Annotated in this window: 21 protein-coding genes; 11 read left to right on the forward strand and 10 right to left on the reverse strand. The window is 68.0% G+C overall.

Annotation, left to right across the window (positions count from 1 at the left end; all coding sequences use genetic code 11):
- Positions 1-3 precede the first annotated feature (3 nt).
- Positions 4-2,421 (forward strand): phenylalanine--tRNA ligase subunit beta, encoded by a 2,418-nt coding sequence (pheT, locus tag K32_RS22695; protein WP_201401666.1) that lies wholly within the window; start codon positions 4-6, stop codon positions 2,419-2,421.
- A gap of 457 nt (positions 2,422-2,878) precedes the next feature.
- Here pheT and K32_RS22700 read toward each other — a convergent pair whose 3' ends face one another.
- The 3 genes from K32_RS22700 to K32_RS22710 all read right to left on the reverse strand — a co-directional run bounded on the left by K32_RS22700 (position 2,879) and on the right by K32_RS22710 (position 4,767).
- Positions 2,879-3,127, reverse strand: a complete 249-nt coding sequence (locus K32_RS22700; protein ID WP_244669694.1) for a DUF1150 domain-containing protein — start codon at positions 3,125-3,127, stop codon at positions 2,879-2,881.
- Positions 3,128-3,165: 38 nt separating this feature from the next.
- Entirely contained in the window at positions 3,166-3,594 is a 429-nt protein-coding gene (locus K32_RS22705; RefSeq protein ID WP_201401667.1) for an Hsp20 family protein, read from the reverse strand.
- Between the two features lie 153 nt (positions 3,595-3,747).
- A complete protein-coding gene (locus tag K32_RS22710; protein ID WP_201401668.1) occupies positions 3,748-4,767 on the reverse strand; it encodes a Gfo/Idh/MocA family protein in 1,020 nt (339 codons plus the stop codon).
- 128 nt (positions 4,768-4,895) lie between these two features.
- On the opposite strand from K32_RS22710, the gene K32_RS22715 reads away from it, so the two are divergent.
- The 8 genes from K32_RS22715 to K32_RS22750 all read left to right on the forward strand — a co-directional run bounded on the left by K32_RS22715 (position 4,896) and on the right by K32_RS22750 (position 11,761).
- A complete protein-coding gene (locus tag K32_RS22715) occupies positions 4,896-5,510 on the forward strand; it encodes a ribonuclease D (protein WP_201401669.1) in 615 nt (204 codons plus the stop codon).
- Positions 5,511-5,636: 126 nt separating this feature from the next.
- The gene (lptC, locus tag K32_RS22720) at positions 5,637-6,347 is read left to right on the forward strand and encodes an LPS export ABC transporter periplasmic protein LptC (protein WP_201401670.1); all 711 of its coding nucleotides are present in this window, start codon (positions 5,637-5,639) and stop codon (positions 6,345-6,347) included.
- Complete coding sequence (locus K32_RS22725; RefSeq protein WP_201401671.1) at positions 6,344-7,042, forward strand: LptA/OstA family protein; 699 nt, start codon at positions 6,344-6,346, stop codon at positions 7,040-7,042. The genes lptC and K32_RS22725 overlap by 4 nt, the downstream gene beginning before the upstream one ends.
- Before the next feature lie 138 nt (positions 7,043-7,180).
- Positions 7,181-7,945, forward strand: coding sequence for an LPS export ABC transporter ATP-binding protein (gene lptB / locus K32_RS22730; RefSeq protein WP_371813054.1), 765 nt, complete (start codon positions 7,181-7,183; stop codon positions 7,943-7,945).
- 105 nt (positions 7,946-8,050) lie between these two features.
- The gene (gene rpoN, locus K32_RS22735) at positions 8,051-9,598 is read left to right on the forward strand and encodes an RNA polymerase factor sigma-54 (protein ID WP_201401673.1); all 1,548 of its coding nucleotides are present in this window, start codon (positions 8,051-8,053) and stop codon (positions 9,596-9,598) included.
- Between the two features lie 272 nt (positions 9,599-9,870).
- The gene (gene hpf, locus K32_RS22740) at positions 9,871-10,470 is read left to right on the forward strand and encodes a ribosome hibernation-promoting factor, HPF/YfiA family (RefSeq protein WP_201401674.1); all 600 of its coding nucleotides are present in this window, start codon (positions 9,871-9,873) and stop codon (positions 10,468-10,470) included.
- A gap of 99 nt (positions 10,471-10,569) precedes the next feature.
- Positions 10,570-11,043 carry a PTS IIA-like nitrogen regulatory protein PtsN gene (ptsN, locus tag K32_RS22745; protein WP_201401675.1) on the forward strand — a complete coding sequence of 158 codons (474 nt, stop codon included), beginning with the start codon at positions 10,570-10,572 and terminating at the stop codon, positions 11,041-11,043.
- A 166-nt stretch (positions 11,044-11,209) separates the two neighbouring features.
- Positions 11,210-11,761, forward strand: coding sequence for a DUF3833 family protein (locus K32_RS22750; protein ID WP_201401676.1), 552 nt, complete (start codon positions 11,210-11,212; stop codon positions 11,759-11,761).
- 146 nt (positions 11,762-11,907) lie between these two features.
- Here K32_RS22750 and polA read toward each other — a convergent pair whose 3' ends face one another.
- Together polA and K32_RS22760 are read right to left on the reverse strand one after the other, a co-directional pair.
- A complete protein-coding gene (gene polA / locus K32_RS22755) occupies positions 11,908-14,847 on the reverse strand; it encodes a DNA polymerase I (RefSeq protein ID WP_201401677.1) in 2,940 nt (979 codons plus the stop codon).
- Positions 14,848-14,955: 108 nt separating this feature from the next.
- Positions 14,956-15,495: a hypothetical protein gene (locus K32_RS22760; protein WP_201401678.1), complete on the reverse strand. Its 540-nt coding sequence runs from the start codon at positions 15,493-15,495 to the stop codon at positions 14,956-14,958.
- 662 nt (positions 15,496-16,157) lie between these two features.
- On the opposite strand from K32_RS22760, the gene K32_RS22765 reads away from it, so the two are divergent.
- Positions 16,158-18,605 (forward strand): transglycosylase domain-containing protein, encoded by a 2,448-nt coding sequence (locus tag K32_RS22765; RefSeq protein WP_371813055.1) that lies wholly within the window; start codon positions 16,158-16,160, stop codon positions 18,603-18,605.
- A gap of 191 nt (positions 18,606-18,796) precedes the next feature.
- Here the strand turns inward: K32_RS22765 and K32_RS22770 are convergent, their stop codons facing one another.
- Positions 18,797-20,332, reverse strand: coding sequence for a glycosyltransferase family 39 protein (locus tag K32_RS22770; protein WP_244669699.1), 1,536 nt, complete (start codon positions 20,330-20,332; stop codon positions 18,797-18,799).
- The gene (locus K32_RS22775; RefSeq protein WP_201401679.1) at positions 20,329-21,444 is read right to left on the reverse strand and encodes a glycosyltransferase family 2 protein; all 1,116 of its coding nucleotides are present in this window, start codon (positions 21,442-21,444) and stop codon (positions 20,329-20,331) included. Before K32_RS22775 ends, K32_RS22770 begins: the two co-directional genes overlap by 4 nt.
- Positions 21,445-21,773: 329 nt before the next feature.
- Here K32_RS22775 and K32_RS22780 point away from each other — a divergent pair, with 329 nt between their 5' ends.
- Positions 21,774-22,439 (forward strand): DnaJ domain-containing protein, encoded by a 666-nt coding sequence (locus K32_RS22780; RefSeq protein WP_201401680.1) that lies wholly within the window; start codon positions 21,774-21,776, stop codon positions 22,437-22,439.
- 364 nt (positions 22,440-22,803) lie between these two features.
- Here the strand turns inward: K32_RS22780 and K32_RS22785 are convergent, their stop codons facing one another.
- The 3 genes from K32_RS22785 to K32_RS22795 all read right to left on the reverse strand — a co-directional run bounded on the left by K32_RS22785 (position 22,804) and on the right by K32_RS22795 (position 25,084).
- The gene (locus K32_RS22785) at positions 22,804-23,673 is read right to left on the reverse strand and encodes a sugar phosphate isomerase/epimerase (RefSeq protein WP_201401681.1); all 870 of its coding nucleotides are present in this window, start codon (positions 23,671-23,673) and stop codon (positions 22,804-22,806) included.
- Positions 23,674-23,760: 87 nt separating this feature from the next.
- Complete coding sequence (locus K32_RS22790; protein ID WP_201401682.1) at positions 23,761-24,525, reverse strand: M48 family metallopeptidase; 765 nt, start codon at positions 24,523-24,525, stop codon at positions 23,761-23,763.
- A gap of 88 nt (positions 24,526-24,613) precedes the next feature.
- Positions 24,614-25,084, reverse strand: a complete 471-nt coding sequence (locus K32_RS22795) for a DUF2852 domain-containing protein (protein ID WP_201401683.1) — start codon at positions 25,082-25,084, stop codon at positions 24,614-24,616.
- Between the last annotated feature and the right edge of the window lie 45 nt (positions 25,085-25,129).

Below are 25,129 nucleotides of genomic sequence, written 5' to 3' on the forward strand. Positions count from 1 at the left end.
CCCATGAAATTCACGCTTTCCTGGCTCAAGGAGCATCTTGAGACCACCGCCTCGCTCGACGAGATCACCGATGCGCTGACCCGCGTCGGCCTCGAGGTCGAGAGCGTCGAGGACAAGGCCAAGGCGCTCGCGCCCTTCACCATCGCCTATGTCGTCTCGGCGGTTCAGCATCCGAACGCCGATCGCCTGCGCGTCTGCATGGTCGATACCGGTTCGGGCGAACCGGTGCAGGTCGTCTGCGGCGCGCCGAACGCCCGCACCGGCATGAAGAGCGTCTTCTCGCCGGCCGGCACCTACATCCCCGGCAAGGACATCACGCTCACCGTCGGCACCATCCGCGGCGTTGAGAGCCACGGCATGCTGTGCTCGGCCGCCGAGCTGGAGCTCTCCGAGGACCATGACGGCATCATCGAGCTGCCGGCCGATGCCCCGGTCGGGCAGCCTTACGCCGAATATGCCGGCCTCGGCGATCCCGTCATCGACATCGCCATCACGCCGAACCGCCCGGACTGCCTCGGCATCCACGGCGTCGCCCGCGATCTGGCGGCGGCAGGCCTGGGCCAGCTGAAGGATCGTTCGGTCGCCCCGGTCGAAGGCAAATTCCCGTCGCCGGTCGCCGTCCACTTCGAGTTCGGCGATACGCCGCCGCTCACCCCCGCCTTCGCGCTCCGCCTGGTGCGCGGCGTCAAGAACGGCCCGTCGCCGGAATGGATGCAGCGCCAGCTGCGCGCCATCGGACTGCGTCCGATCAACGCGCTGGTCGACATCACCAACTACCTGACCTTCGATCGCGGCCGGCCGCTGCACGTCTTCGACGCCGCCAAGGTCAAGGGCGACCTGATCGTCCGCCGGGGCCGGGAAGGCGAGAGCCTGCTGGCGCTTGACGGCAAGACCTATGCCGTCGATCCGTCGATCTGCGTCATCGCCGACGACAACGGCCTGGAATCGCTCGGCGGCATCATGGGCGGCGAGGCCTCCGGCTGCGACGAAAACACGGTCGACGTGCTGATCGAATCGGCGCTGTGGGAGCCGCTCAACATCGCCCAGACCGGCCGCAAGCTCGGCATCCATTCGGATGCGCGCTACCGCTTCGAGCGCGGCGTCGATCCGGCCTTCATGCTACCGGGCCTCGAGCTCGCTACCCGCCTGGTGCAGGAGCTTTGCGGCGGCGAGGCGAGCGAGATCGTCGTGACCGGCGCAGCGCCGGAGCCGCATCTGGTGCTCGCCTTCCCGATTTCGGAAGTGAAGCGCCTCGCCGGCATCGATCCGAGCGAGGAAGAAATCCGCCGGGTGCTGACGGCGCTCGGCTTCACGGTTTCCGGCGATGCGCCGGTGCTGACCGTCGGCGTGCCGTCCTGGCGTCCGGATGTCGACGGCAAGGCCGATCTGGTCGAGGAAGTCATGCGCATCCTCGGCGTCGACCGCGTGCCGTCGACGCCGCTGCCGAAGTCGGAAAACGTCTCCAAGCCGGTGCTGACTCTGGCGCAGACCCGCACCCGCCGCGCCAAGCGGGCGCTCGCCGCACGCGGCCTGGTCGAGGCGGTGACGTGGTCGTTCGTCGCGAAGCCGGTGGCCGAAGCGTTCGGCGGCGGCAAGCCGGAACTGACGCTCGCCAATCCGATCTCGACCGACATGTCGGACATGCGGCCGAGCCTGCTGCCCGGCCTGCTGCTCGCCTCGCAGCGCAATGCCGACCGCGGCGTCGCCGATCTTGCTCTCTTCGAAGTCGGCCAGATCTTCCGCGGCACCAAGCCGGCCGACCAGCTGACATCCGCGACCGGCATTCGCCGCGCCACGGCGACGGTGAATGGCGCCGGCCGGCACTGGCAGGGCAAGGCGCCGGCGGTCTCCGTCTTCGACGCCAAGGCCGATGCGCTGGCGCTCCTCGACGCGCTCGGCGCGCCGGTGGACAAGTTCCAGATCGTCGCCGGTGCGCCGGCCTGGTTCCATCCGGGCCGCTCCGGCACGATCCAGCTTGGGCCCCAGAACGTCATCGGCTGGTTCGGCGAGCTGCACCCGTCCGTGCTGGAGGCGCTCGACGTCGACGGCCCGCTGGTCGGCTTCGAGATCCTGCTCGACGCCATTCCGGCGCCGCGCGCCCGCCCGACCAAGACGAAATCGCCGCTCGAGCTGGTGCCCTACCAGCCGGTGACGCGCGACTTCGCCTTCGTCGTCGATCGCAAGGTCGAGGCGGCCAAGCTGGTCAAGGCGGCGCAGGGCGCCGACAAGGGGCTGATCTCCGCCGTCTCGGTGTTCGACGTGTTCGAGGGCGCGTCGCTCGGCGCCGACAAGAAGTCTGTCGCCATCGAGGTGACGCTGCGACCGACGCAGAAGACGCTGACCGATGAGGAGATCGAGGCCGTCTCGGCCAAGATCGTCGCCCAGGTCGGCAAGGCGACGGCGGGCGTGCTGCGCTCGTAAGGCTCTGCCTTTGAAATAAAAAGCCGCCCGGATGCGAGTCCGGGCGGCTTTTCTTTGTCCGTGCCGGTGGCGACGCGGAAGGCAGGGGTTCAGCTATCGACAGGCTCCGCCATCATCCTGAGGTGCTTCGCGTCAGCGAAGCCTCGAAGGAGGATCCAGCGGGGCACTCTGGTCTGCGGATGAAGTCGGGGACATCGGAGGGATCCGCCACCCCCATGGGCGTTCCCTGGACCCTCCTTCGAGGCCCGGCTTTGCCGGGCACCTCAGGATGATGGTCGGGGTTTGGGAATGCAGTTCGGGAGCATGGTTCTGGCGACCCAGCGCACCGTGACACCCCCCAAAAACGGCGAAGGCACCGGATTCCGCCCGCGAAAGGGGGAATATCCGATGCCCAAACCAGCGATCAGGGGCAGTTCACTTCAGGGACACCGCGATGGGGGCGCGGCGTGGCAGGAGCCTATTGCAGGCTGACCGTCTCGAGATCGTTTTCGTGCGCGTTCATGACGATCGCCTCGCGGCTGTCGGAAATCATGAGCGGCGTGCCGCGCGCGTCAAGCAAAGCCCAGAACTTCTGTCCCGGCGCGATTTCGGGCGCATCGGGGAAAAGTTCGCGGATGTTCTCCGACTGGATCGCCTTCACATAGGCGATCTGGCCATTGCCGAGGCCGGCGAAATTCTCAGGAGACATGGTGATACGGTTAGTCATGATTGATCTCCTCAATTCGAGCGAGAGGACCGGCGACCTCAGTCGCGAACGCCGATCTCGATCTTGCGGACTATCCGTTCCGGCGTGGGCCGGGCCAGGTCGATCGCAAGCAGTCCATCTTTCAACTCCGCCGAGATGATCTCGATCCCGTCGGCCAGCACGAAGGTCTTCTGGAACTGTCGTGCCGCGATGCCGCGGTGAAGGTAGATCCGCTCGCGCTCGTCAGTCTGGCGACCGCGAATGACGAGTTGGTTCTCTTCCACGGTCACCTCGAGCGCGTCGCGGGAGAACCCGGCAACGGCCAGCGTGATCCGCAGGCACTCATCGCGCATGTCGGTCTTGTTGATCCGCTCGATATTGTAGGGCGGATACCCGTCGCCCGATGCCTTCGCGACCCGATCGAGAGCTCGTTCGATCTCGTCGAATCCGAGAAGCAGCGGACTGGAGAACGCGGAAACGCGCGACATCCACAAAGTCCTTTCACTAAGCGACCTTGTCAGCGGACCCTCGAGGAGGCATCCGACGGGAGAATTCCCGCGACCCCAATATGGTTGTCCCTGGAGCCGGCTTCAAGAACGGGGGAAGGGCAGCGACAATCCGTCGGCCCGAAGCGGCAAAGGTCAGGGTTTCTCCCAGTTTCCCGAGCGCTCCGAACGGAACAGCGCGTCGAGCACCGCCATGTTGGCGAGCGCGTCGTCGAGGCCGTAGCGCCAGGGACCCGTCCCCCGCACCGCGCGCGAGAACGCCTCGGCCTGCAGGGCGTACTGGTCGACCGGCGGGAAGGTGATCTTCTCGACCGGCTGGCCGGGGCCGTGCACGTCGAGGAGGATCCGCGACGTCTCGTCGGTCGGCGCCGAGAACGGCGTATCCAGCTCGATGCGGCCCTCGGTGCCGACGATGCCGACGCGCTGGAAGCGGAAGGCCTGGGTCGAGAGCTGGGCGCTGAACTGCCGGCCGTCGCCGAAATCGGCGAGGATGGCGGCGGAGCGGTCGGTGCCCATGACCGGATCGCGGTCGATCAGCGCCTGCACGCGGACGGGCTCGGCGCCGAAGATCAGCCGCGCCGAGGCGATGGCGTAGCAGCCGATGTCGAGCATGGCGCCGCCGCCGGTCTCGGGGCGGTTGCGGATGTTGGCGGGATCGACGTTCAGGAACGAGAAGAAGGTCTGCACCGCCTTGACCGGGCCGATCCGGCCGGAGGCGACGATGTCGGCGACCGCCTGCCATTGCGGGTGGTGGCGGATCATGAAGGCCTCGCCGATCAGCACGCCCTGCGGCGCCGCCTTCAGGCGCAGCGCGTCGGCGAGATCGAGGCCGATCGGCTTCTCGCAGAGCACGTGCTTGCCCTTTTCCGCCGCGGCGAGCGTCGTCTCGACATGCAGATGGTTCGGCAGCGCGTTGTAGATGGCGTCGATCTCGGGATCGTCGATCAGTTCCTGGTACGAGCCATAGGCGCGCGGAATGTCGAAGGCGGAGGCGAAGTTGCGGGCATTCTCCAGCGAGCGCGACGCGACCGCGACGATCTCCGTCGACGGGCTCTTCAGCATCGCCGGCACGACGCGCTGGCGCGCGATGCGGGCCGTGCTCAGGATGCCCCAGCGGACCTTTTCCGTCGCCGGTTCGCCTGCGAGATAGCTCATTGTCATATTCCTCCGTCCGCCCGGGCCATGACATGCGGCCCGTCGGCTGTGACCTGCGTCATTGCAGAAGTCGATATGCTTCGTTAGGAAAACGCAAACGCTTCCGGCATCTGGGGAAATTTTCTGTCATGACGATCCGCCTGCATCGCGGCGACCTGCCCGATCTCGCCCGCTACGGCGCATCCGTTGCGATCGATACCGAGACGCTCGGGCTCAACCCGCATCGCGACCGTCTATGCGTCGTGCAGCTTTCCGCCGGCGACGGCTCGGCCGACGTCGTCCAGATCGCGCCGGGCCAGAAGGAAGCGCCGAACCTCGTCAAGCTTCTGACCGACCCGGCCGTCACCAAGATCTTCCATTTCGCCCGCTTCGACGTCGCCGTGCTCGGAAACACCTTCGGCATCGAGGTCGCGCCGGTCTACTGCACCAAGATCGCCTCGCGCCTGACCCGCACCTATACCGACCGGCACGGCCTCAAGGACCTGGTCAAGGAACTGCTCGACGTCGATCTGTCGAAGCAGCAGCAGAGCTCCGACTGGGCGGCGGAGAAGCTCTCCGACGCGCAGCTCGCCTATGCCGCCTCCGACGTGCTCTATCTGCATGCGCTGAAGGCGAAGCTCGACGAGCGCCTGGCGCGCGAGAAGCGGACCGAACTGGCCGAGGCCTGCTTCCGCTTCCTGCCGACCCGCGCGGCGCTCGATCTTGCGGGTTGGCCAGAAGAAGATATCTTCGCGCATTCCTGAGTGACTGCGGCCGATTTGCCGCCCGCCTTGGTTTGCGTCGCCAAATATCCATATTGGTATCGCCTGTGACGGAATTGGTATCGCCTGCGATCGAGCGGCGGCAAAAGGCATCAGAGCGGAGATGGCATGAGAGCGACGACTGACCCCACCTGGTCAGCCCCCGGGCCCGGACAGTTCGTGGACGTCCGCGACGGCGTCGACGCACGGTATCGCGCGGCCCGGCGCCACAGCGTCTTCGTCCGCATCCTGAAGATCGCGCTGCCGACCGTCAGCGTCCTGGTCGCCGGCGGCTTCTTCCTGTTCACCTATTTCGTGCCCAGCCTGCCGGAAGGCGTGTCGTTCGGCTCGATCGACGTCACCAACAACGCCGTGGTGATGGAGAGCCCGCATGTCTCGGGCTACACCAACAATGGCCGCGCCTACGAGCTGAAGGCCGACCGGGCCGAGCAGTCGCTCGAGAACACCAAGGTCGTCACGCTGCAGAAGATCGGCGCCACCATCGGCATCGGCAATGACGATACCGCCAAGGTCGATGCCACGACCGGCACCTATTATGCCGATACGCAGCGCCTCTTCCTCGACAAGGCAATCAAGCTCAAGACCTCGACCGGCATCGACGGGACGCTGCAATCGGCTGACATCGACATGAAGGCGGGGACGATGCGCTCCGACAAGCCGATCGATTTCAGCGCCCAGGGCAGCCGCATCCTGGCGAACAGCGTCGAGGTACAGGATCGCGGCAAGCGTGTTATGTTCCGAAACGGGGTCAAGGTGACGTATACCGCCCCTGCCGAATCGCCTTCCCCGCAGCCCGCCGCACCTTCGGTGATCGAATGACAAGATTGTCCCACCGCCGCCTTCTCCTCGCGCTCGCATTCCTGCCGATGGCCTTCGGCGCCGTCGAGGCGCGGGCTCAGTCTTCCGGCGACCTGTTCAAGGGCTTCCAGACCGGCCAGAAGGGCCCCGTCAACGTCGAGGCGGATTCGCTCGACGTCGTCGAGAAGGACGGCCAGCGGATTTCGACCTTCACCGGCAACGTCACCGTGACGCGCGGCGACAGCGTGCTGAAGGCAGGCAAGATCTCGATCTTCTCGACCGCCTCGAAGCCGGCCGCCGGCGCCGATGCGACGGATGGCGCCAAGGCCGCAGACGCCAAGGTTGCGGACGCCAAGGCTGGCAATGCCAAGGCCGCGGACACCAAGGCTGCCGCGGCGAAGGAAGAGCCGTCGGCGCTGGAAGGCACGCTGCCCGGCGCCGGAAGCTTCACCCGCATCGAGGCGAGCGGCAAGGTCTATGTGAATTCCGGCCAGCAGACCGCGACCGGCGACACCGCCGTCGTCGACATGGTCGGCAAGCTGGTGACGCTCTCCGGCAATGTCGTCCTCAGCCAGGGCCCGAACGTCATCACCGGCAACAAGCTGACCTGGGACATGACGACCGGCCGCGCCCGCGTCGACCAGACGCCGGGTGCCCGCATCCGCGGCATCTTCACGCCGGGCTCCACGCCGGGCGCGCCCGGCAAGGCGCCCTGAGCGGGTTGGAACGGATCCCGTCCGGGATCTGCCTGAGGACAGGGACGGCCGCGCGCCGGACCATCGCACGGAGCGCCGGTGATTTTTTCGCGCCTTTTCAATAACGGGTCGACGGCAGCCGCTGGCGCGCCTCGTGAAATCGAGCCGCAGGTGACCCGCTACGCGCAGGACGCCGGCGGGCCCGGCTGGCTCGTCGCGCATGGCCTCGGCAAGAGCTATCGCCGCCGCCGCGTTGTTCATTCGGCCAGCCTCGCGGTCTCGCGCGGCGAGGCGGTCGGCCTGCTCGGCCCGAACGGCGCCGGCAAGACGACGATCTTCTACATGATCACCGGCCTGGTCGCCGCCGACCACGGCCGCATCGAGCTCGACGGCAACGACGTCACGCAGATGCCGATGTACCGGCGCGCCCGGCTCGGCATCGGCTATTTGCCGCAGGAGACCTCGATCTTCCGCGGCATGACCGTCGAGCAGAACATCCGCGCCGTGCTGGAGGTGGTCGAGCCGGATCGCCACAAGCGCGACGAGGAGCTCGATTCGCTGCTGGCGGAGTTCCACATCAGCCATCTGCGCAAATCGCCCGCCATCGCGCTCTCCGGCGGCGAGCGGCGGCGCTGCGAGATCGCCCGGGCGCTGGCGAGCCGCCCGGCCTTCATGCTGCTCGACGAGCCCTTCGCCGGCATCGATCCGATCGCCGTCGGCGACATCCAGACGCTGGTGCGCCACTTGACCCAGCGCGGCATCGGTGTGCTGATCACCGACCACAACGTGCGCGAGACGCTCGGCCTGATCGACCGCGCCTACATCATCCACGCCGGCGAAGTGTTGATGGAAGGGCGGCCGGAGGACATCGTCGCCAGCCCGGACGTGCGACGGCTCTATCTCGGCGAGCAGTTTACGCTTTGATGCCGGAGCGGCTTGCGATACCAAGTGGGTGAACCAAGCAAGTCTTGTACCAAGATCCTCTTGTAGCAAGGCTTGCCGCGCCGCACCGGGATCCGCCGCCGAACAATGGCTCTTTCACAGAAACTCCTGCTGAGGCAGAGCCAGTCGCTGGTGATGACGCCGCAGCTGATGCAAGCCATCAAGCTGCTGCAGCTCTCCAATCTCGATCTCGTCGCCTATGTCGATGCCGAGCTCGAGCGCAATCCCATGCTCGAGCGCGACGACCGGGACAGCGCTGCCAGCATCGCCCTGCCGTCGGGGAGCGACGCCGACGCGGTCGAGGACCGCGCCGTGGCGCGCGACGTCGCCGACGAGCGCCCGGACTGGCTGGAGACGCGGCTGGAGGTCTCGCCGGACGCCATCGCCGCCCGCCTCGATACCGATCTCGCCAATGTCTTTCCCGACGACCACGGCGCCGCTTCCGGCGAAGCGGCCGCGCCACCGCCCGTCGACCCCTGGTCGATGCCGTCGGAGCGCCATTCGGTCAGCGCCGACGACTACAATCTCGAGGCCTTCGTCGCCGAGCAGAAATCGCTCGCGGGCCTGCTCGGCGACCAGCTCGGCCTCGCCGTCACCGATCCGACGCGGCGGCTGATCGGCCAGGCGCTGATCGACGAGGTCGACGAGGCCGGCTATATGCGCGGCAGCGTGGAGGCGATCGCGCAGCGCCTCGGCGCGCCCGTGGCCGAGGTCTCGGCGGTGCTTGCCATCCTGCAGACCTTCGAGCCCTCCGGCGTCTGCGGCCGCGATCTCGCCGAATGCCTGGCGATCCAGCTGCGCGATCTCAACCGCTTCGATCCGGCGATGGCGACGCTCGTGCGGCATCTCGATCTCGTCGCGCGACGCGATTTCGCCATGCTGAAGCGGATCTGCGGCGTCGACGACGAGGATCTGGCCGAGATGCTGCGCGAGCTGCGCGCGCTCGATCCGAAGCCCGGCAGCGCCTTCGGCTCGGCGCCGATCCAGCCGGTGGTGCCGGACGTCGTGGTCCGCGCGGCGCCGGATGGCAGCTGGCGGATCGAGCTCAACACCGAGACGCTGCCGCGCGTGCTGGTCAACCAGCGCTACTACGCCAACGTCGCGCGCCAGGCCAAGGGCGAGGACCGCGCCTATCTCAGCGAATGCCTGCAGACGGCGAACTGGCTGGTGAAGAGCCTCGACCAGCGGGCGCGGACGATCCTCAAGGTGGCGAGCGAGATCGTCCGCCAGCAGGACGGCTTCCTCGCGCATGGCGTGGCGCATCTCCGCCCCCTCAACCTGAAGACGGTCGCCGAGGCGATCGAGATGCATGAATCGACGGTGTCGCGCGTCACCTCGAACAAATACATGGCGACGCCGCGCGGCGTGTTCGAACTCAAATATTTCTTCACCGCCTCGATCGCCTCCTCCGAGGGCGGCGAGGCGCATTCCGCCGAGGCGGTCCGCCATCGCATCAAGGCGCTGATCGACGCGGAAGCGGCAGACGAGGTTCTTTCCGACGATGCGCTGGTCAAGATCCTGCGCGACGGCGGCATCGACATTGCGCGACGGACTGTCGCGAAGTACCGCGAAGCGTTGCGGATTCCGTCTTCGGTGCAAAGACGGCGGGAAAAGCAAGCGCTTCTCGTGTCTTAAAGTTTAGGCATCTACCCTTGCCTTGGGCTCGACGGATGACCAAGTCCAAGACATGATGGTGTCTGCCGGGCGCCTTTCTTGACTTCCCGGCACGCTGTCACTAGAAGGGCGCGGCGCCAATGGCGACCGGGGCCTCTGAGCCGGAGAAGCCCGGTTCAAGTCTGGTAGGCCTTGGGAGAGCCGGAACGCGACGTGCCCGACGGGGCTTGCTCGACGTCTAGGCGGTGGGCGAGCCTCGGATCGCAACGACGACCAAGGGGTACGAGAAGTCCATGTCTCTGCGCATCTCCGGTAAGAATATCGATATCAGTGACGCCTACCGCACGCATGTGGAAGGCCGGGTTGGCGACGCGATCGGGAAGTTCTTTGTTGGTGGGTATTCGGGCCGTGTGGTCCTCGAGCGCGATGGCACCGGCTATCGCGTCGATTGCGCGCTGCATCTCGACAGTGGGGCCGATCTCCACGCCGAGGGACGCGGCCACGAGATTTACCCGACCTTCGAGCAGGCGGCGGATCGGATCGAGAAGCAGTTGCGGCGCTACAAGCGCAAGTTGAAGGACCATCATTACAACGAGCAGCGCAATGGCGCGGCCGAATTGGATGCCAATTACACGGTCCTCGCGGCGACGCCCGACGAGGACGAGGAACTGGCAGAGGACTACAAGCCCATGGTGATCGCCGAGGAAACCAAGGCGCTCCGGATGATGTCCGTCTCCGGCGCGGTGATGGCCATGGATCTCGCAGAATCACAGGTCGTCGTGTTTCGGCACGCCGGCCATGGCGGCGTTAACGTCGTCTATCGCCGTCGCGACGGCAATATTGGGTGGATCGACCCGGCGCAGGCCGGCAAAGGGGATTCCGTCGGTAGTTAATTCCGCGTAAACTCGGAAAGAAGCTTCGGCGCGCTCGGGGAGCGCGCCGAACGACGGGTCTCGGACCAAAGGTTTGAACGAGGCATTTTGAACCAAGTCATGGACCTCAGTGATCTGATCAGCCCGGACGGCATCGTCCCGGCCCTGAAAGCCAATGGCAAGAAGCAGGTTCTTCAGGAACTGGCCGAAAAGGCCGCGAAACTGACCGGTCTCGACGAACGGCAGATCTTTGACACGCTGCTGCAGCGTGAACGGCTGGGCTCGACCGGTGTCGGCAACGGCATCGCCATCCCGCACGGCAAGCTGGCGGCGCTGACCCGCATCCACGGCGTGTTCGCGCGCCTGCCTAAGCCGATCGACTTCGAATCGCTCGACGACCAGCCCGTCGACCTGATCTTCCTGCTGCTCGCGCCGGAGAATGCCGGCGCCGACCACCTGAAGGCGCTCGCCCGCATCGCCCGCCTGCTGCGCGAGCCGGGCCTCGCCAACAAGCTGCGCGCTTCCGGCGACCAGGCGGCCCTCTATGCCGTGCTGACGGAGAGCTGCGCCGCCGCCAACGTCGCGACGGGCTGACGCACCGGAAATCTCAGGCCAGAGCGTTTTCGAGCGAAGCGGATGCCGGTTCGCGTGAAGAAAACGCGACCCAACAAATCGCGAGAGCCTTTCGTCGTTTCCACGAAACGATGAATGGCTCTAGACTACCCGGCATGACATCTGGCGCATGCCGGGGGCCTCACCCATGAAGATCGCGCTTCGTCTTGCCGGCCTGGTCCTGCTTCTCGCCTGTGGCGCGGGCGGACCGACGATCGCCGCCGGGCAGACGCTGGAAGAGGCGTTTCGCGGCCAGGCGACCGGCGTCGGCCGGTTCAAGAGCCGTCTCGCCGGCGTCGACCGCGGCTTCGTCGTCACCACCAACGGACGCCGCAGCGGCGAGGATTTCATCCTCGACCAGGTCTTCCGCTTCGACAATGGCTCGCTCGACCGCCGCACCTGGCGCTTCCGCCGCACCGGCCCGGACACCTATGTCGGCACGCGGCAGGACGTCGTCGGCGAGGCCGCCGTCCGCGTCGAGGACGACCGCATCCGCATGTCCTACGATTTGATCACGCGCGGCCGGGACGGCGGCAAGCTGCAGCTGCATTTCGAGGACACGATCCGCCGAACGGGCCGCAACACCATCACCAACAATGGCGTGATCTCGACGCTCGGCATGAAGGTCGGCTCGGTCGACGTCACCTTCAAGCGCCAGAAATTCGGCCGCGGCCGCGCCGAGGAGACGGCGCGGCGGTAGAGGGGCTCCCCTTCTCCCTCCCCCTTGTGGGGAGGGCCGGGGTGGGGGTGCCACCTCGGTGTTGGGAGGGTGTGCTTCGAGCGATCCTCTCCGGAGAGGGCGGAGCCGGTACCCCCTCCCTAACCCTCCCCGCAAGGGGGAGGGGATCAGTGCGCCTCGTCCCAGTTGTCGGCGGCGCGGGCGTCGACGTTCAAGGGCACGCTGAGCGAGACGGCCGGCGACGGCGCGTTCTCCATCACGCGGGTGACGAGCGCCAGCGTCGGCTCGACCTCGGCATCCGGCACCTCGAAGATCAGTTCGTCGTGGACCTGCAGCAGCATGCGGGCGTTGAGGCCCGCCGCCTCCAGCGCCGGCTCGACGCGGATCATGGCGCGGCGAATGATATCGGCCGCCGTGCCCTGCAGGCGCGCATTGATGGCGGCGCGCTCGTTGAAGGCGCGGATCGAGGCGTTCTTCGACGCGATCTCCGGATAGTGGCAGCGGCGGCCGAACAGGGTCGTCACATAGCCCAAATCGCGGCAGATCCGCTTCGTCTCCTCCATGTAGTCGCGGATGCCCGGGAAGCGCTCGAAATAGCGCTTGATGTAGGCGCCGGCTTCCTCGCGGGCGATCGATAGCTGGTTGGCGAGGCCGAAAGCCGAGATGCCGTAGATGATGCCGAAATTGATCGCCTTGGCGCGGCGGCGCACCTCGGACGGCATGCCCTCGACCGGCACGCCGAACATCTCGGACGCCGTCAGCGCGTGAATGTCGATGCCCTCGGCGAAGGCGTGCTTCAGCTGCGGGATGTCGGCGATCTCGGCGAGCAGCCGCAGTTCGATCTGCGAATAGTCGGCCGAGACCAGCTTGTGGCCGGGATCGGCGATGAAGGCGGCGCGGATCTTGCGCCCCGCTTCGGTGCGGACCGGGATGTTCTGCAAATTCGGCTCGGACGAGGACAGGCGGCCCGTCGTCGTCGCGGCCAGCGCGTAGGAGGTGTGGACGCGCTTGGTCTCGGGATGCAGATAGGTCGGCAGCGCATCGGTATAGGTCGAGCGCAGCTTGGAGAGCTGGCGCCAGTCCAGGATCTTCTGCGGCAGCGCGTGGCCCTGCTCGGCCAGGTCCTCGAGGATGCTGGCGCCGGTCGCCCAGGCGCCGGTCGCCGTCTTCGTGCCGCCCGGCAACCCCATGACGCCGAACAGGATGTCGCCGAGCTGCTTCGGCGAGCCGACATTGAAGGGCTGGCCGGCCAGTTCCTGGATCTCGGCCTCCAGCGCGCCCGCCTTCTGGGCGAACTCGCCGGAGAGGCGCGAGAGGATGGCGCGGTCGATCGAGATGCCGCGCCGCTCCATCGAGGCTAGCACCGGCACCATCGGCCGCTCCAGCGTCTCGTAGACGGTCGCCATGCCCTCGGCGGCGAGGCGGGGCTTCAGGACCTGCCAGAGCCGCAGCGTGACGTCGGCGTCCTCGGCGGCATATTCGCTGGCGCGCTCGATCGGCACGCGGTCGAAGGTGATGCGCGCCTTGCCCTTGCCGGTGACGTCGTCGAAGGAGATCGGCTTGTGGCCGAGCCATTTCTCCGACAGCGGGTCCATGCCATGCGTGCCGCGCCCGGCGTCGAGCACGTAGGAAATCAGCATGGTGTCGTCGAACGGCGCCGTGTCGATGCCGTAGCGGGCGAGCATCAGCCAGTCATATTTGAGGTTCTGCGCCACCTTGAGCACGGCGCGGTCCTCGAGCAGCGGCTTCAGGATGGCGAGCGCCGTGCGGATGTCGAGCTGGCCTTCGATGAGCCCTTCCGTGAACAGGCCGTCGCCCTCGCCGCGATGCGCCAGCGGGATATAGCAGGCCTCGTTCGGCGCGATGGCGAGCGAGACGCCGACCAGCTCCGCCTGCATCGGATCGAGCGAGGTGGTCTCGGTGTCGACGGCGACGACGCCGAGCTCGGTGGCGCGCGCCACCCAGGCCCAGAGCCTGTCTTCCGTCGTGATCGTCTCGTAGCCGGAATGCGAGAACGGGATCGCCTTGACGGCGCTAGCGCGGGCAGCGGCGAGGCTTGCCGGCGTCAGCCCGCCAATGTCCTCGATCGCCGGCTGCGGCGCGCCATCGGGGCCGATTGCTGCGGGAGCCGTTTCGCGGCCTTTGGCGATCAGCGCGTCATTCGCCTCGACGGCGCCGGATTCGACGCCGGTCGCCGCGGCGACGCGGCCGGTCAGCGTCGTGAACTCCATCGCCTTCAGGAACGAGATCAGCTGCTCGCCGACGACGGGGCGGACGCCGAGCCGGTCGATCGGCTCGTTGACCGGCACGTCGCAATCGAGCGTCACCAGCCGCATCGAGATGCGCGCGAGCTCGGCATTGGCGATCAGCGCCTCGCGCCGCTTCGGCTGCTTGATTTCCTCGGCGCGGGCGAGCAGCGTTTCGAGGTCGCCATAGGTCTCGATCAGCTGCGCCGCCGTCTTGATGCCGATGCCGGGGACGCCCGGCACGTTGTCGACCGAGTCGCCGGCGAGCGCCTGCACGTCGACGACCTTCTCCGGCGGCACGCCGAATTTCTCGATCACCTCGTCGCGGCCGATCGTCTTGCCCTTCATCGTGTCGAGCATCAGCACGCCGGGCTGGATCAGCTGCATCAGGTCCTTGTCGGAGGCGACGATGGTGACGTCGGCCCCGGCGGCCACCGCCTGCTTGGTATAGGTCGCGATCAAATCGTCGGCCTCAAAACCTTCCTGCTCGATCGACGGCACGTTGAAGGCGACGACTGCCTTCCGGATCAGGCCGAATTGCGGGCGCAGGTCTTCCGGCGGCTCCGGCCGCTGCGCCTTGTACTGGTCGTAGAGCGCGTTGCGGAAGGTGGTCGAGGAATGGTCGAAGATGACGGCGAGATGCGTCGGCTTGACGCCGGTCTCGTTCGCGTCCTTGAGCAGCCGCCACAGCATGTTGCAGAAGCCGGCGACGGCGCCGACCGGCAGGCCGTCCGACTTGCGCGTCAGCGGCGGCAGCGCGTGGTAGGCGCGGAAGATGTAGGACGAGCCGTCCACCAGGAAGACGTGGTCGCCTTTCTGGACGGGGCGCGAGACGATGGCGGGAGCGAGCGTTTCTGACATGCGCGGACTATGCCCGCGAGGCGCCGATTTGGCTACAGCGCGCGTCACGATCCCAGCCGGTTCTCCTGCCAAGCCCCTGCCAATCATCATGCCCCTGCCAAATCGCGGCTAGCGGGCGGCGGCGGGCGCCGTGGCGACGACGCTGGCGATCGCGAGGCAGGCGACGACGCCGGTGAGGCCGAGCACGAGCTGCATCGTCGGCCCAGCCGCGAGGCCGGCGCCGACGGCGATCGCGCCGATCAGGCCGAGGCCCGTCGCGCCGCCGAGGCTCGCGAGCCGCTCGCGGGAGAAGGCAGCGATGACAGCGCCGAGGCTGCCGGCGATCATCAGCCCGAAAATGCCGAAGGCGGCGAAGAGCGCCCAGTGCTCGGGCGCCGGCAGGATCGGCGCGAAGGGGGCGAGGCCGGTCAGCGCCGCCGCGCCGAGCACCGGCCGCCGCCTGAGCGCGGCGACGCGGGTGGCGGCGAGCGCCCCCGCCATGAAGGCGGATATCATCAGCGCGATCGGCGCCAGGCTGGCAAGTGCCGAGGCGGCGTCGACCGGCAGCTTGGCCCCGACGAGGGCGACGAGCGCGACGGCGGCCGCGAGCGTCGCGGCGACGCGGATCGTCGCGTTGCTGTCCGAAATCTGTCTCGCTGCCTGTGCCATTGCCGTTGTCTCCGAACGACCGCCTGTCGCAGCGGAATGTCGCAGCTTCGGGCCTCCGGCGCTGTTAAGCGGGTCACAGGGGGAACGCGCGGTTGTGGATGAGGTTGCCTGTTCCACTTCGGATCGGTGGCGGGGGGAGGCAATTCCCCTCAAATCGCCGTATTCGTCGGGCATTCGGGCCCGACATCCTGCGCGATTAGCGCTTTCTTGACCTTTTTGTGGAAGACGAAACAAGCATGGCGAGACCGATTCCGGGGCGAGATCGGATCGAACCGGTGCTCGACACGCAACAGGATGCGGAGCCGGGCGCGTTCGACATCCGGCTCGGCGAGGACGATCGTCCCGCCGGCGGCCGTTCGGAGACGCGGTTTGGTCGCGGTCGCGCCGAGCGGGCCCGCGAGCGTTCGAGCGAGGCCGATCGGACCGTCGACGAGCGCAGCGAACCCGCCTTTGGCCGCGCCGCGGGGGCGAACGAGCCGGGCTGGGACGACGAGCCCGCCTGGGAAGAGACCGGTCGCGCCGAGCCGCGCTGGGACGACCCGGACGAGACGCCCCGGGCAGGCCGTGGCCGGCGCGCCACCGCAGCGGACGCGCCGAAGCTCGGCGCGCCCGAGATCGACGGCACGGCCGACCGCAAGGGGCGGACGCGGCGCGAGCCGGAACTGGGCGCCGGCGAACGGCGCAAACGCGGGGTCGAGCCGGAAACCTTCGACGCCGACATTGAGGATGCGGAATTCATCGATCTCGATGAAGATGACCCCATGGCCGATTCCCGTCGCTCGAAATCCAGCCGCCGTGCCCCGTCCCGCAAGAAGGGGCGCGCGCGCGGCCGCAAGCGTTCCGGCGGCGGCTCCGGCCTCGGCCGCTTCATTCGCGGCAGCATCAAATGGGCGCTGATCCTGATGTTCTGGGGCACGGTGGCGCTCGGCGGCACCATCGCCTATTTCGCCACGCAGCTGCCCTCGACGGCCAATTGGGCCGTGCCGAAGCGGCCGCCCAACATCAAGATCCTCGCCAATGACGGCACTCTGATCGCCAATCGCGGCGACACCGGCGGCGAATCCGTCCGCATCGACGAGCTGCCGCCCTATCTGAGCCAGGCGGTCATCGCCATCGAGGACCGGCGCTTCTACAGCCATTTCGGCGTCGATCCGTTCGGCCTGCTGCGCGCGGCCTACGTCAATTTCCGCTCCGGCGATGTCGTCCAGGGCGGCTCGACGGTGACGCAGCAGCTGGCCAAGAACCTGTTCCTGAAGCCGGAACGCACCATGGACCGCAAGATCCAGGAAGCGATCATGGCGCTGTGGCTGGAGAGCAAATACTCCAAGGCGCAGATCATGGAGTCCTATCTGAACCGCGTCTATCTCGGCGCCGGCGCCTATGGCGTCGATGCGGCGTCGCGGCGCTATTTCGGCAAGTCGGCCCGCGACATCTCGCTGAAGGAGGCGGCGATCCTCGCCGGCCTGCTCAAGGCGCCGTCGCGTTTCGCTCCGAGCAGCGATCCCGACGCCGCCAATGCGCGCGCCAATGTCGTGCTCGGCGCCATGCGCGAGTCCGGCTTCATCACGGCCGCGCAGCAGAAGGAAGCCGCTTCGATCACCGTCAAGGCGCAGTCCGAGGGCGAGGGTGGCGCTGGTCGCTACGTCGCCGACTGGGTCGCCGACCAGGTGCCGGATGTCGTCGGCGCGCTCGAGCAGGACGTCATCGTCGAGACGACGATCGATCCGCATCTGGAGGCGACGGCCGGCAAGGCGCTCAGCGAGGCGCTCGACAAGAGCGGCAAGTCGTTCGGCGTGTCGCAGGGCGCGCTGGTGGCGATCGACGGCACCGGCGCGGTGCGCGCGCTCGTCGGCGGGCGCGACTACCAGGCGAGCCAGTTCAACCGCGCCATCTCGGCGAAGCGCCAGCCCGGCTCGGCGTTCAAGCCCTTCGTCTACCTGACGGCGCTGGAATACGGCCTGGTGCCCGAGACGATCCGCAATGACGAACCGACGCGGATCGGCAACTGGGAGCCGAAGAACTACGAGAAGATGTACAAGGGCCCGGTGACGCTGCAGACGGCGCTGGCGCTCTCGCTCAACACGATCGCCGTGCAGCTCGCCAACGAAGTCGGCCCCGACCGCGTCATCAAGACGGCCGAGCGGCTCGGCATCACCTCGACCCTGCAGCCCAACCCGTCGCTGGCGCTCGGCACCTCCGAGGTCAGCCTGCTGGAGCTGACCGACGCCTATGTGCCCTTCGCCAATGGCGGCTTCGCCGCCAAGCCGCATGTGATCGCGCGGGTGAAGGACCTCTCCGGCAAGACGCTCTACGAGCGGCCGGGCGCGGCGGCGAGCCAGGTCATCGATCCGCTCTATGTCGGCATGATGAACAGCATGATGACCGACACGCTGCAACGCGGCACCGGCCGCAAGGCGGCGATCGCCGGCTGGCAGGCCGCCGGCAAGACGGGCACCACCAACGATTCCAAGGACGCCTGGTTCGTCGGCTACACCGCCAATTTGACCACCGGCGTCTGGCTCGGCAACGACGATTCCAAGCCGACCAAGCGGATGACCGGCGGCAGCCTGCCGGCGCAGATCTGGCAGCGCTTCATGACCGAGGCGCACAAGGGCGTCACGGTCGCGGCCCTGCCGGGCAACTACAGCTATCGCGATCCCGCCAGCTTCCAGGAGCCGCCGACCGAATTCGACGGCCAGTCGGAGATGCAGGGCGGGCTGGTCGACGAAAATGGCCAGGTCGTCGGCGGCGGCGGCCAGCCGCACTATGCGCCGTCGGGCCAGCCGCCCTACCAGCAGCAGCCGGATGGCCGCGTCCAGGGCCGGGATCCGCAGTACCAGCAGCCGCCTGCCGGCCGGGCCGACAATGGCGGCCAATATGGCGGCTATGCCGATGATCCCGAGAGCCCGGACGACTGGCGCGGCAGCGATTATCAGGCGCCGCCGCCCGGTGCCCGCATCTATCGCGAGGGCGACCCGTCCTACGGCGTCGAGCGCGGCGCGCCTGTCCCGCCGGCGAGCGTCGGCCAGGGCGGCCAGGCGAGCCAGGACGGCGTCTACCAGGCGCGGCCGCACCGCCGGAACTTCATCGACCGGCTGTTCGGGGGCTAGGGGCCTAGACCGCCCCGCCGGCCGTCATGCGGCTCTCGATTTTCATCATCCTGAGGTGCCCGAGCGCAGCTTGGGCCTCGAAGGACGCACGATCTCGGTGCAACCCATCGATTGCATCGCCGCTGTGCGTGCTTCGAGACGGCCCTTCGGGCCCCTCAGCATGATGAGGGTGTTGCCTTGCAAAGGCCTCCTCAGGGAGAGGTGAGGGGCGACGGGTTCTCGGCACCTGCCGGCGCCTCGATCCGGAACGCGTAGGCGGGGACGATGTCGATGCCGTCGAAGCGGCGCGTGACCTCGCCGAGCGGCTCGGCGGTCCCGAAATGCTCGCGGACGGCGGCCGGATCCGGGTTCACCGACAGGACCAGGCCGACGCCTGCGAGGCTGGCCTCGGACGGGACGGCGAACGAAACATAGCGCTGCCGCTCGTTGAACTGCGCGACCGGGACGGCGGGCAGTTCGCGCGCCAGCTTGGCGTTCAGCTGGTAATTGTCGGTCAGGATGTAGTTGGCACCGATCGACTGCCGCAAGGCGTCGGCATCCCGGGCGAAATCCGGCCAGCCGCGGGTCATCCGGATGATCGGATCCCGGGGGCCGAGGGTGCGGACCGGCACGAGCGCCGCGTGGATTCCGACCAGCGCGATGAGGACCAGCGCGACCGGGATGGCGAAGCCCGTCAGCCGCCGGATGGCGGGCCGTGACGAGGCCATGGCGGCGATCATTCCGGCCGCGGCCGCGATCGAGAAGGCCGGGAAGAGGAACGCCGGCCAATTGCCCTCGACGCGGCTGCGCAGTGCGTGAAACGCGAAATAGGCGCAGGGCGCGAGCAGCATCCAGAGGAGCACCGCCCTGCCGCCGCCCGGCCGGTAGACCGACCGCGCCGCTCTGGTGAGCCCCCAGAGGCCGAAGCCGAAGACGAGCGGCGTCGCCAGCCCGAACTGCGCCGCGACCAGCTCCGCCAGGTAGTGCGGCGCGAAACTCCAGTTCGACGTGACGCGGCCGCCCTGCTTGGTGAAGGTCGCCCAGCCATGCTCCAGGTTCCAGATCAGATTGGGAGCAAAGACCAGGATGGCGATCAAAAGCGCCAGCCACGGCCAGGGCCGCAGCAGCTGGCGTCGGAGCACGGGAACGGCGAGAACCGCGGCGGCGAAGCCGGCCGCGAACAGCGCGCCGGAATATTTCGCTTCCATCGCCAGCCCGGTCGCGACGCCCATCGCGATCCACCAGCGCGGGCGGTCGTCGACGGTGAGGCGCGCGGCGAAATAGGTCATCGCGGCGGCGAACAGGACCAGCGGCGCATCCGGCGTCGCCAGCGTCATGCCGAGGAAGCCGATCAGCGTGACGTTGAACAGGATGGCGGCGAGCGGGGCGGCGCGCCGGTCGGTGATCAGCAGGTCGGCCGCCCGCCAGATGAAGACGCTCGCGGGAACCGTCGCCAGCACGCAGACGAGCCGCACGCCGAATTCGCCCGGCCCGACCAGCATGGTGCCGAGCCGAATGAAGACCGCGATCATCGGCGGATGATCGAGATAGCCGGCGGAGAGGTTGGCGCCCCAGAGCGCGTAATAGGCCTCGTCGGGGACGAGCGGAACCATGGCGGCGAGGACCAGTCTCCCGACCAGGATCAGGGCGATGAGCAGGATCGCCATCCGGCGAAGGCTGTCGGGCGTCGCGCGCCCGGGATGGAAGACGGGCAGGCGCGCCGTCCCGATGTCGGTGGCGGCGCTCACGGTTTGTCCCTCCAGACCAGCGCCGTGCTGACGGCATAGTTCCAGACCACGCCGATCAGCGAGCCGGCGATGCCGGCGACCCACCATCGCGACGTCTCCCAGAACACCCAGCTGCCCACGCCGATATTGGCCGCGGCGCCGAGGCCGCAGATGGCATAGAACTTGGCGAGTCCCGGCAGCAGTCGCCAGCCGCGCAGCCGGCGGTCGCGATAGGTCAGGACGTTGTTGATCAGGAAGTTCGAGGTCATGGCGGCAAAGGTCGCGACCGACTGGGCCGTGGCGAAGTGCGCTCCGTTGACCAGTATGGTGCGGAGCACCGCGAGATGCAGGGCGAGGCCGAGCGTTCCCACCGCCGCGAACGAGACGAAGCGGATCGGCACGACGTCGCGGGTGACCTTCGCGACCAGCAGGCCGAGGAAATCGAGCAGGACCCGGTTGTCGAGCTTGCTCTCGCCATTCTGCCGGGAGGCGAACGCATAGGGGATCTCGACGATCTTGAGGCCAGCCGGCGCCGTGGCGAGAATGTCGAGCAGGATCTTGAAGCCCTGGCTCGACAGGCGCGGCGAGAGGTCGTCGATCAGCTCGCGCCGGAGCATGAAGAAGCCGCTCATCGGATCGCTCGACGTGACGCCGAGCAGCTTTTGCGTGGCGACCGTGGCGGTGCGGCTGAGCATACTGCGCGTCGCGGTGAAGCTCGCGGCGGCGCCGCCTTCCGCGTAGCGCGTCGCCACCACGACGTCGGCGCCCTCGGTCATCGCATCGTACATGCGCGGGAGCAGGCTATCGTCGTGCTGCAGGTCGGCGTCCATGACGGCCACGATCGGGCCCTGCGCGGCGAGCATGCCCTCGATGCAGGCGCCCGCGAGGCCGCGTCGGCCGACGCGGCGGATGCAGCGGATGCGCGGATCCAGCCGGCCGCGATCGCGCAGCGCCCGCGCCGTGCCGTCCGGCGAGTTGTCGTCGACGAAGATCGCCTCCCAGCGCAGGGCGCCCAGCGTCTCGCGCAGCCGCGCGAGCAGGGGATCGATATTGTCCACTTCGTTGAACGTGGGGATGACCACGGTCAGTTGCGGAGCGACGTCGCTGACTGCAGCGACAACCGGGAAGTTCATGCCGTCTCCAATAGACATTCGGGATGCCCGCCTTCGGCGGGCTGGGCGCGCGGCGTCTCGCTTCCGGGACGCTACCTGACGCGCGCCAACCACCTTGGCGATCGAGCAAATCGCCCAATTTGCGGCTTTTGCTGGGCTTGAAAGGAGGGTTCGCACGATTCCGCTGCGGCAATATGACTGTCGGCGCTGGAAGCGTTCCTGCGGCCGCCATCGCGGTGGACATTGCCGGCCAGCCGTGGATAGTGGCGACGCGCTGCTTCGCGGCGTTTTGTTTTTTGCCCCCTTCCGCGCGGAAAGGCCGGGCACCCCGTCCAGGGAGTCATCTGGCGATGGCCGACAAGCGCAGTCTCTACAGCGAGCTGGCCATCGAGCCCGGCGCGACGCCGGCCGAGATCGACAAGGCCTATCGGCAGCGGGCGCGCGCCGCGCATCCCGACGCGGGCGGTTCGTCCGAGGCGTTCCACAAGCTCAGCCATGCCTATGCCGTGCTGTCGGACCCGGAGCGCCGCAAGGCCTATGACGAGACCGGCTATGAGGGCGAACTCGCCGCCGACGACATCGTCGGCCGGGCGATGGAGCGCATCCAGGCGCTGGTCGTCTCGGTGCTGGAAAGCGACCTGCCGTTCGAGGCGGTCGACCTGATCGCGCCGATCCGCGACACGCTGACCAAGCAGAAGGGCGACATCGGCGCCGGCATCCGCAAGCTCGAGAAGCAGGCGAAGCGCGCCGAGGCGATGGCCGCCCGCTTCCGCCGCCAGACCGGCGACAACGTCATCCGCAAGGCGCTCGAGCGCCGCGCCGCCGACACGCGCGAGATGGCGGAGAAGACCCGCCGCGAGGAGGCCGTGTTCGCCAAGGCGATCGAGCTGCTCGCCGACTACACCTTCGATTTCGAGCCGCCCAAGCCGCCGGAGCCGCCGAAGGCGCCGGAGACAAAGCCCCCCGAGCCGCCGAAGCCCGGTGCGCCAAAGCGCACGCTCAATCTGGTGCGGTGAGGCTGTCTGCGGTGAAACTCGGCCGGTCCTTCACCTCTCCCTGAGGGAGAGGTCGGAGCGAAGCTCCGGGTGAGGGTTTAGGGAACCCTCCGGAGAAGGCACTTCGACACCAGAGCCGGGTCCGCGAGGACCTCCTCCAGGCCGATCTACCAGCTCCGCCATCATCCTGAGGTGCTTCGCGTGAGCGAAGCCTCGAAGGAGGGTCCAGCGGGACACACCAGCAGGCGAAGTCTGGCGAAATCCGCCTCCGCGCCGTCTCGATCCCTGCGCTCCCTGAACCCTCCTTCGAGGCCCGGCTTCGCCGGGCACCTCAGGATGATGGTCGAGTATTGGGAATGCATTCAGGGAGAGGCGAGGCGGAACGCTACCCCCCGTTCGCCCGCGTCGTGGCGAAGTGGTGGCGGATGAAGTCGCGCTCGATCAGGAGATGGGCGAATTCGTCCGGATGCGGGCCATCATAGATCAGCGTGAACGGCCCGCGGAAGCCGGCGGCGATGGAGGCGTCGAGGCAGCGGCGGTAATCCTCGGCGTTGAGCACGCCGTCGCTGAAATCGGCCTTGGCGTGGCAGCAGATGGCGAGATCGAAGATCGCCTGCAGATCGGCATATTTGCCCTCGCCCGACCAGTTGCCGAAATCGCCGTTGAGGCCGACCGTCTCGTCGAGGCGATCGAACAGGTAGCGCACCTCGCGCGGGCCGGGCAGCAGCTCGAACCAGTTCTCCGTGACGACGCGGACGCGGCGCGCCTCGCCATGCCGGCCGAGGCGGATCAGGCCGTCGACGCTCGAATCGAGCGCCGCGCGGGTCGGTTCGGCGCGGCCGGCGATGACGCGGGCCTGCTCGGCGCCGAGGGCCGCGGCGGTGTCGATCCAGCTCTCGATCCAGGCGAGGTCGCGCTCGCGCGTCTCGGGATTGGTGATGTCGCCATACTCGATCAGCAGCGTCTGCAGCGTGACGCCCGCCTCCGCCAGCGCGGCGCGGAATTCGGTCGCGTATTCGGCGTCGCGGCGGGGGACGTGGAAGGAGCAGACCTCGATGCGGTCGATGCCAAGGGCTGCGACGGCGCGCGGCATGTCGAGCAGCGACAGCCGGCCGGGACCGTAGGTCGCCTCGGCGACGGCCTCGACGTCATGATCGGGCCGGTTCGGGTAGGTGAGGCCGAGCGCGCGATGCAGGCTCCAGCTCGAGACGGCGAGCGGCGGCGACTTCGCCGGGTTCGGGCGGACGGATGTCATGGCGGGGCCTCTGCTGGAGCCGGATGGCGCAGGCGATCGGATCTGGCGTCGGCGCGCTGCCATCGTGAATGGCGCGCCGTCCGGCGTCTATCCCTCGGCTCCGACGGCGTGGAGCGAGGCTCCGTGCCGGTTGAGCCAGGACTTGGCTTGCTCCATATGCGGGCAGATCGTGGCGACATGACGCCAGAACCGGTCCGAATGGTTCATTTCGCGCAGATGCGCCACTTCATGCGCGGCGAGATAATCGAGGATGGCCGGCGGCGCCATGATCATCCGCCAGGAATAGGCGATGGTGCCGCTGGACGAGCACGAGCCCCAGCGGCTGGTCGGGTCGCCGAGGCGGATCGCCTTGACCTTGACGCCGAGCGACGCCGCATGCCGCGCGGTCGCCTCCTCGAGGTCGCGCCGCGCCTCGCGCTTCAGGAAGTCGGTCACGCGGCGGGCGATGTGTTCGGCGCCGCCGGTGACGACCAGCAGCGTCTCGCCGTCGGCCGGCTCCAGCCGCACGAGGCCGCGGCCCTCGCGGTGGACGATGCGGACCGGTACGCCGCGCAGCGGGATCACGCCGCCATCCTCGATCGGCTTCGCATCGGGCAGCGCCGCGAGGCGGGATCGCAGCCAGCCGCTGTGGCGCTCGATGAAATCCTGCGCCTCGGCGAGCTTGCCGCGCGCCGGAATCGTGACGACCGGCTCGCGCACCGAGCCGCGCAGGCGCAGCGTGTAGCGGCGCGCGCGATCGTTCCAGACGAGCGTCACCCGGACCGGCTCGCCGTCGATCTCGACATGGCAATGATCGGGCTTCGCCAGCGCGGCGCGCTTCGGGCTTGGCGTGAGGCGGGAGAGGAAACCCATGCGGTCGGCGGTCCGGTGATTCGTCTTGTCGATGATGGCACGAAAAAGGGCCGCCCTGAGGCGGCCCCCAATCCTTGCCGCGCAACGCTCAGAGGTCGATCACCGGACCATTGTCGCGTGTATCGGGCGTGTTGTTGTTGTTGCGGCGCGCCGCGTCGCGATCGGATTTGAAGCGATCGAACTCCTCCTGGTCGCGGGCGCGACGCAGGTTGCGGACGAAGGTTTCGAATTCGGCGCGCTCTTCGTCGAGCTTGCGCCGTTCCTCGTCGAGCCGCTTCAGTTCGGCGGCGCGGTAGTCGTCGAAGGCGGAATTGCCGCTGTGGCCCTGATAGGCGCCCCAGCGCTGCTCGCGCCGGCTCTGCCAGCCGCAGCCCGAGAAGGAGCGCTTGAAATCATCGCGCACGCCTTCCGCGTTGCGGCGGAACTCGGGAAGCCGGTCACCCCAGATGATGTAGGCGAGCATGGCGAGGCCGAGCGGCCAGAACACGAAGAAGCCGAGGACCATCAGCGCGATGGTGAGCGGCGTCCAGCCCGGACGCAAGGCCTGAGTATGGGACATGGTTCCTTCCTCTCTCGCACCCCCAACGCATCGGAAGTGGGAAAG

The sequence above is a fragment of the Kaistia sp. 32K genome (assembly GCF_016629525.1).
Taxonomy (GTDB): domain Bacteria; phylum Pseudomonadota; class Alphaproteobacteria; order Rhizobiales; family Kaistiaceae; genus Kaistia.